The sequence below is a fragment of the Gluconobacter aidae genome (assembly GCF_009547075.1).
GTDB classification, from domain to species: domain Bacteria; phylum Pseudomonadota; class Alphaproteobacteria; order Acetobacterales; family Acetobacteraceae; genus Gluconobacter; species Gluconobacter aidae.
The window spans coordinates 1-6,811 of the sequence record NZ_WIPH01000057.1; the positions used below are offsets into that span (position 1 = coordinate 1).

Below are 6,811 nucleotides of genomic sequence, written 5' to 3' on the forward strand. Positions count from 1 at the left end.
CGAGCAAAGGACTGGTCGTTATAACCGGAAACCTACGAGAATTCACCCGGGTAAATGGATTGCGTTCTGAAGATTGGACGCCGGATTGACGGGAGAAAGTCGCCGACATGGCCTCGATAGCCTGTCGCTTCCACTAGCTGTCAGGTTGTGAGACGTCATTGGGACGGCGTATCGTGGGCTATTGCCGCTTACGCCCCCTGGTTTGACGTTGAACGCCGGAGTGATTGTTAATGCATCAGATCCATCCGCAAGCCCGCACCACACCTGTCGTCCGGGCCGAAATTGCACGCTCGATGGAAGGGACCGGGGTGTTGGCGCGACGCTTCGGCGTCAGCGACGAGACCGTGCGCAAATGGCGCAGGCGTGGAGCCGAGGGATGCACGGATCGAAGCAGTAAACCCCGGTTACTGGCCTGGAAAACGACCGAGGAAGAGCGCGCGATTGTCTGTCATCTTCGTCGCGCCACCGAGTTCGGGCTCGATGACCTGACGTTCGTGCTGCGGCACTTCCTGCCTCACCTCAACAGAGATAGCGTCTGGCGTATTCTTAAGGACGTAGGGCTCAACCGACGGCCGACGAAGGAGAAAATTTGTCCCGTGCGCGGCGACGGCACATTCCGGGACTACGACCTGGGCTATGTCCATATCGACGTGAAGCATCTGCCGAATCTGCAAACCAAAGATGGCGAGGCCCGTAAACGCTTCCTGTATGTCGCGATCGACCGCTGCTCACGTTTCGTGCATCTGGCCGTCTACGACGCCGAGAATGCTGCCAATGCCGTCGATTTTCTAAAGGCCATCAAAACCGCCTTTCCTTTCCGGATCACGCATATCCTGACCGACCGAGGCTCGTGCTTCACTGCAGACGCCTTCGAGAAAGCCTGTCAGAATGTCGATCGTCGGCGAACCAGAGCGTATTCCCCTCAGACGAACGGTATGGTCGAGCGGTTCAACGGTCGCATCGCAACCGAGGTTCTGCCGATCAACGTCGCACACCACACGGATCTCGAAGTCCTGCTGCATGGGTTCAATCACGCCTATAACCTGCGCCGACAGCGGGTTCTGGGCGGCCTTTCGCCTACCGCCAAAGTCGCCGAGCGCCTCAGGCAGAGACCACGTCTGCGTAATCGAAGCTATAAAACTATGACAGAGGTCAGTATCATGAACGACGTCGACCGTATCATGGTTTACGCCAATGACGTCTCACAACCTGACACCTAGAACCTTAATCCCAGCCGTCTCCCAAAAAATCTGGCCCCCATGTCCGTAACGTACGGTTCTTCGAATCCTCCATTTCCGGACACGAGGGTATGGGAGGAGAGACTACTGCCTATTCGCCGATGTGTATTCCGGTCGGTAGAGCTTAGCTTCCATCCAGTCCACGATGTCTTCGGGTTCAGGGACTTGGGCCAGGCCCGAGTTGAAGATTTGGCGTGCGACTTTAATGGCCGTATTGATTTCTACGCGCAGGACATCCTTCTGCGGCGGGAAAAGCAGACCGTGGGCACGTTGTTCTGCTGTGACTTGTTCGGCGGTTGCCTTGGCCGCCTCGAGAAAGACCTCGTCGGTGATGCGTCGTGCCTGTGTTGCCCAGACAGCCAGTGCCACGGCGGGGAAGATGTAAAAATTATTGGCCTGGCCGGGGGTTAGCGTCTTGCCATTCAAAGTGACATCATCGAACTGGACACCGGCAGCAAAGAGCGCGCGGCCGTCGGTCCAGCGATAGGCCTGTTCAGCAGTGCATTCCGCCTTGTCGGTAGGATTGGAAAGCGCGAAAATAACGGGCTTGTCGTTGATGCTTGCCATGGTGCGGACGACTTCTTCGGTGAAGCCACCCGCGTTGGTACTGACGCCGATCAGGACAGTGGGCTTAATAGATTTGACGGCTTCTGCAAGATCTTTTGTCGCTGCATGGAAGTGAGCGAACACTTTTTGCGAAGGATTAAGATCCTGCCGCGAGGGTTCGATCAGTCCGTTGATATCCATCATTGAGATACAGGCGCGGGCATCAGTTTCAGAAAGGCCTTCGTCCTGTAGCGCACTCACGATCATATTCGCGATGCCGATCCCAGCAGAACCTGCGCCGTAGAACAGGATACGTTGTTCTTTCAGCGCCTCACCCTTGATCGATAAGGCTGTGTCGAGGCCCGCGATCGTAATGGCCGCAGTCCCCTGAATGTCGTCATTATAGCAAAGGATCTTGTCACGATATCGCGCCAGTAGGCGGATAGCATCGTCTCCTTTCCAGTCTTCAAAATGCAGGCAGCAATGAGGATAAAGCTCTTGAATGGCTGCGACGAGTTCATCAACGAATGCGTCGAGTTCGTCTGACGATGGGGGTGCCTGCCGCAAACCGAGATAGAGTGGATCGTCAATCAATTTCTGATTGGTCGTACCGATATCCAGCAACATCGGCATCAGGCCCTGAGGTGGGATGGCGGCGCAGGCTGTATAGAGTTGCAGCTTGCCCACCGGAATGCCCATGCCGTTGGCGCCAATATCTCCGAGCCCGAGAATACGACCGCCGGAACTGACGCAAATGAAGCGCACATCTTTTTCGGGCCAGTTGGCGAGAATCTCTTTCACATGCCCTTTGTGACGCAACGAAAGATACAGGCCTTGTGGTCTCTCAAAGAGACGATTGTACTGAAGGCAGGCATCAGCGATCGTCGGATCGTAAACAATCGGAAGAAAGCGTTTCGGATCGGACATCACAACCTTGAAGAACAGTGTTTCGTTACGCTGTGACAATCCATTCAGATGCAAGAAGCGCTCGAGATCGTTGCTCTTGCTGTCCAGCTGCCACAGGACGCGCTCCATCTGCCGATCAAGAGTTTCGACGGCGTCAGGTAGGAGGCCGAGCGTACCATTCTTGTGCCGCTCCTCATTCGTGAAGGCGGTTTCGCGGTTGTGAACCGCATCCAGAAGGGGAGGGAGTGAAGATGCAGTGCGATCGGACGTCATGTCTGTCTCCATTCATTGATGAACAGACAATGGATGTGCGTTGATGGTGCTGGTAGTCGCATAAAAGGCATTGTATCTGTGTATAAAATGCAAAGATGGCCCCTCAATGCACGATGACGCCGGTGACCTGAGATTTTTCGTACTCCTCGTTGAAGCGGGAAATCTGACTGCCGTCGCACGTCATCTCAACGTTTCGGCAGGAGCTTCCAGTCGAAGACTGGCTCGGATGGAGGAGCGGCTTGGCGTACGGCTGGTCACAAGGACATCAAGACGCTTCGACCTGACGGACGAGGGACAGACGTTTTATGAGCGTGCTGCAGAGATCATGACTGATATTGAAGCAGCCGAAGCCGAGATCTCCGCCAATCAAAAAGAGCTTCGTGGTGTTCTGAGGATTGGAGCACCACTTGAACTGGGACGTCGCCGTTTGGCTGATTTTGTCAGCGAATTCGCCGATCGTTTCCCGAAGCTGCGCGTCCATCTTCTTCTGTCGGATGAAGGGCTGGATGTTGTTAATAGTCGCCTTGACCTGGCCATTCGGATTGGCATGCCGAATGAAACGGGGGTTGTTGCGACAAAAATCATGAGCAGTGAACGAGTCATCTGCGCTGCTCCGGCCTATCTTGAGAAATTTGGCATGCCTGCCACTCCTGCCGAATTAAATCGGCATCGCTGTATTTGCCTGATGCGTGGGCATGAGCTGGGAATGCTCGACCGATGGCGGCTGTCTCGTGAAGGAGAAGATCAGATCGTTGAGGTAACGCCGCATCTATCGACGACGAGCGGCGAAGTGGTGCATGATTGGGCACTCAAGGGTAAAGGCATCGTGTTCAAAGTCTTGTGGGACGTCGGCGACGACCTGCAATGCGGCAGGTTGGTCCGTCTTTTACCGGAGTACCAAGGGGAGACGATCGGATTGTTTGCAACGATGCCAAGTCGACGTAACGTGCCTCTGCGCGTTCGAACTTTTCTCGACAATTTAAGAGATTTTTTGGCGCACCGACCGTCATGGCATTAGTGAAAATAATTAATATGTATGATCGGATTTTTGTAATTATTAATAGAAATTACGGATAATATACTCAATATTATATTCTAATTATTGTTTCCTATAGCCAGAAGAATTTGATGGAAATTGGCGCTTGGTCCAGTCAATTCCGTTTCAAGGGTGGCAAGCGAGATGCTGGCTCGAGGTGAGGGGCCGGAGATGGGATGGAATGTTGCGCCATCAGCATGAATTTGTCGTAGGTAAGCCGGAACGACTGCTACACCCAGTCCCGCCGCAACCATTGGAATTGTTGCGGTGATCTGAGGGGCTGCTTGTCCGAAACGCGGAGTAAAACCTCCTTGTTGACAGGCTGAGATAATAGCATCGTAGAAACCGGGGCCGAGTGAGCGATCAAAAATAAGAAATGGTTCTTTGGCGACGTCGATTAATTTGAGCGTGTGGCGCTTGGAAAGTGGATGGCCTTTTGGAATGGCGATCAGGGTTGGTTCATCAAAGAGAGGATGGAGTACGATTTCCGGATCTGGCGCTGGCGGGCGTACAATGGCGAGATCCACCCGGCGCTCTCGTAAAGCCTCACAGAGAGCGGGGGTGTTACTCTCTTCGAGTGTGATTACAATATCGGGCCACTGCTCTCGAAATGCTCGTATGGCTTTAGGTATTAGAGGTAACAGCGCGACGGCTCCAGCCATCCCTATTCTAAGACGCCCTTGTTCGCCAAGAGATAATCCTTTGGCCAGAAGGTGAAATTGATGTTCAAGGCGCAGAATTGTCTGGGCTTTTTCAAAAAGCTGCTCCCCAAAATCCGTCAAGGTGGCCCCGCGTTTAGACCGGATAAAGAGTTGCACTCCTAGCTCTGTTTCTAGGGATTTAATCTGCTGGCTGAGAGGAGGCTGCTCAATGTGAAGCGTCTCTGCAGCTTTTGTGAAGCTGCCATGCTTTGCGATGGCCACGAAATAGCGTAGGTGACGAAGATCCATATATCCATATGATACACGTATGACAATCAGTCAAAATATATATTGGACGTTTAAAATAGGGGCATCCATCTTGGGGGAAGAATTTTTATTGGAGATACTGAGTTATGGCTTTCACTGTTGGGCATTATCTCGCTGAACGGCTGACACAAATCGGTCTGAAGCATCATTTTGCTGTTGCTGGTGACTACAATCTGATTCTGCTTGATCAACTGATTGAGCATGGCGGTATGAAGCAGATCTATGACTGCAATGAGTTGAATTGCAGCTTCGCGGCGGAAGGTTATGCGCGCGAAAATGGTGCTGCTGCTGCTGTGGTGACGTTTAGTGTCGGTGCAATTTCAGCAATGAATGGTCTGGGTGGGGCTTATGCTGAAAATCTTCCCGTCATTCTGATTTCTGGTGCGCCGAACTCTAATGATCATGGGTCGGGCCATGTCCTGCACCACACGATCGGCACGACAGATTATAATTATCAAATGGAGATGGTGAAGCACGTTACGTGTGCGGCTGAGAGCATCACCTCGGCAGACACTGCACCTGCAAAAATCGATCACGTCATTCGGACCGCACTGCGCGAAAAAAAGCCCGCTTATTTAGAAATTGCTTGTAACGTTGCGAGCCAGCCTTGTGTGCGCCCAGGTCCGGTTTCGTCGCTTCTGTCTCACCTGAAGGCAGACGAAGTCAGCCTCAAAGCTGCGCTTGAAGAAAGTCTCGCGTTTCTTGAAAAAGCCCAGAATGTTGTCATTCTTGTTGGGAGCAAGCTGCGCTCTTGTGAGGCACTGACTGAAACAGTGGCTCTTGCAGACAAGCTCGGTTGTGCTGTGACTGTTATGGCTGCGGCCAAGAGCTTCTTCTCTGAGGCGCATCCGGGTTTCCGCGGAGTTTATTGGGGGGAGGTCAGCAGCCCTGGCGTTGAAGATGTCATCAAGAGCGCTGATGCTGTTATCACTCTGGCCCCGGTCTGGAATGATTATTCGACTGTCGGTTGGCGGGATTCCGTGCGTGGCGAGCGTGTGCTTGAGGTGGACCCAGGCCGTGTCACGGTGAGCGGAAAGACTTTTGAAGGTTTCCGTTTGAAGGAATTCGTGGCTGCTCTGACGGAGCGGGTGTCCAGTAAGCCTGCCTCTCTGGTGAAACCGTATACTCCCGTTGCGCTGCCGGTTGCTGACGGTGCCAAGCCGCTTACTAATGATGAAATGACCCGTCAGATCAATGCATTGGTTGACGGTAACACGACATTATACGCCGAGACTGGTGATTCCTGGTTCAATGCAACACGTATGCATCTGCCTGAGGGTGCTAAAGTTGAGTCGGAAATGCAGTGGGGACATATCGGCTGGTCTGTACCGTCTATTTTCGGTAATGCCCTGGCTGCTCCTAAGCGTCAGCATGTTCTGATGGTTGGTGATGGCTCGTTCCAGCTGACGGCACAGGAAGTGGCGCAGATGGTTCGCTATGAACTGCCGGTTATTATCTTCCTCATCAATAATTTTGGTTACGTCATTGAGATCAAAATTCATGATGGTCCGTATAATTATATCCAGAACTGGGACTATGCCGCTCTGATGCAGGTCTTCAACCAGGGGGTTCCGGGCGTGGAAAGTGGTAAATACGGACTGGGCCTGCACGCTACGACAGGTGCAGAACTGGCTGAAGCCATTGAGAAGGCCAAGAAGAATACTCGTGGACCAACATTGATCGAATGTAAGCTGGATCAGACAGATTGCACCGAAACTCTCGTGCAGTGGGGTAAATTTGTTGCAGCCGCCAATTCCCGCAAGCCTGTCTGAAAATAAGTAATTTAATTTATGCATGTACCTTCCTTTAAAAACAGGAAAGTACATGCATAAACACGTGGAGGG

Annotated in this window: 5 protein-coding genes; 3 read left to right on the forward strand and 2 right to left on the reverse strand. The window is 52.6% G+C overall.

The features are described from left to right. Positions 1–230: 230 nt before the first annotated feature. Positions 231–1,220, forward strand: a complete 990-nt coding sequence (locus GFJ39_RS13085; RefSeq protein ID WP_153431817.1) for a DDE-type integrase/transposase/recombinase — start codon at positions 231–233, stop codon at positions 1,218–1,220. Positions 1,221–1,322: 102 nt separating this feature from the next. Here the strand turns inward: GFJ39_RS13085 and GFJ39_RS13090 are convergent, their stop codons facing one another. After that, positions 1,323–2,963: an NAD-dependent malic enzyme gene (locus tag GFJ39_RS13090; protein ID WP_153431818.1), complete on the reverse strand. Its 1,641-nt coding sequence runs from the start codon at positions 2,961–2,963 to the stop codon at positions 1,323–1,325. 106 nt (positions 2,964–3,069) lie between these two features. Between GFJ39_RS13090 and GFJ39_RS13095 the strand changes: the two genes are divergently transcribed. Further along, a complete protein-coding gene (locus GFJ39_RS13095; protein ID WP_153431820.1) occupies positions 3,070–3,981 on the forward strand; it encodes a LysR family transcriptional regulator in 912 nt (303 codons plus the stop codon). Between the two features lie 77 nt (positions 3,982–4,058). Here GFJ39_RS13095 and GFJ39_RS13100 read toward each other — a convergent pair whose 3' ends face one another. Further along, entirely contained in the window at positions 4,059–4,949 is an 891-nt protein-coding gene (locus GFJ39_RS13100) for a LysR family transcriptional regulator (protein ID WP_153431822.1), read from the reverse strand. A 104-nt stretch (positions 4,950–5,053) separates the two neighbouring features. Between GFJ39_RS13100 and GFJ39_RS13105 the strand changes: the two genes are divergently transcribed. Continuing rightward, a complete protein-coding gene (locus tag GFJ39_RS13105) occupies positions 5,054–6,739 on the forward strand; it encodes an alpha-keto acid decarboxylase family protein (protein ID WP_153431824.1) in 1,686 nt (561 codons plus the stop codon). The last annotated feature ends 72 nt before the right edge of the window (positions 6,740–6,811 follow it).

Coding starts and splice junctions, on each gene's coding strand:
- GFJ39_RS13085 (WP_153431817.1), top strand. CDS start 231: ATGCATCAGATCCATCCGCAAGCCCGCACCACACCTGTCGTCCGGGCC.
- GFJ39_RS13095 (WP_153431820.1), top strand. CDS start 3,070: ATGCACGATGACGCCGGTGACCTGAGATTTTTCGTACTCCTCGTTGAA.
- GFJ39_RS13090 (WP_153431818.1), bottom strand. CDS start 2,963: ATGACGTCCGATCGCACTGCATCTTCACTCCCTCCCCTTCTGGATGCG.
- GFJ39_RS13105 (WP_153431824.1), top strand. CDS start 5,054: ATGGCTTTCACTGTTGGGCATTATCTCGCTGAACGGCTGACACAAATC.
- GFJ39_RS13100 (WP_153431822.1), bottom strand. CDS start 4,949: ATGGATCTTCGTCACCTACGCTATTTCGTGGCCATCGCAAAGCATGGC.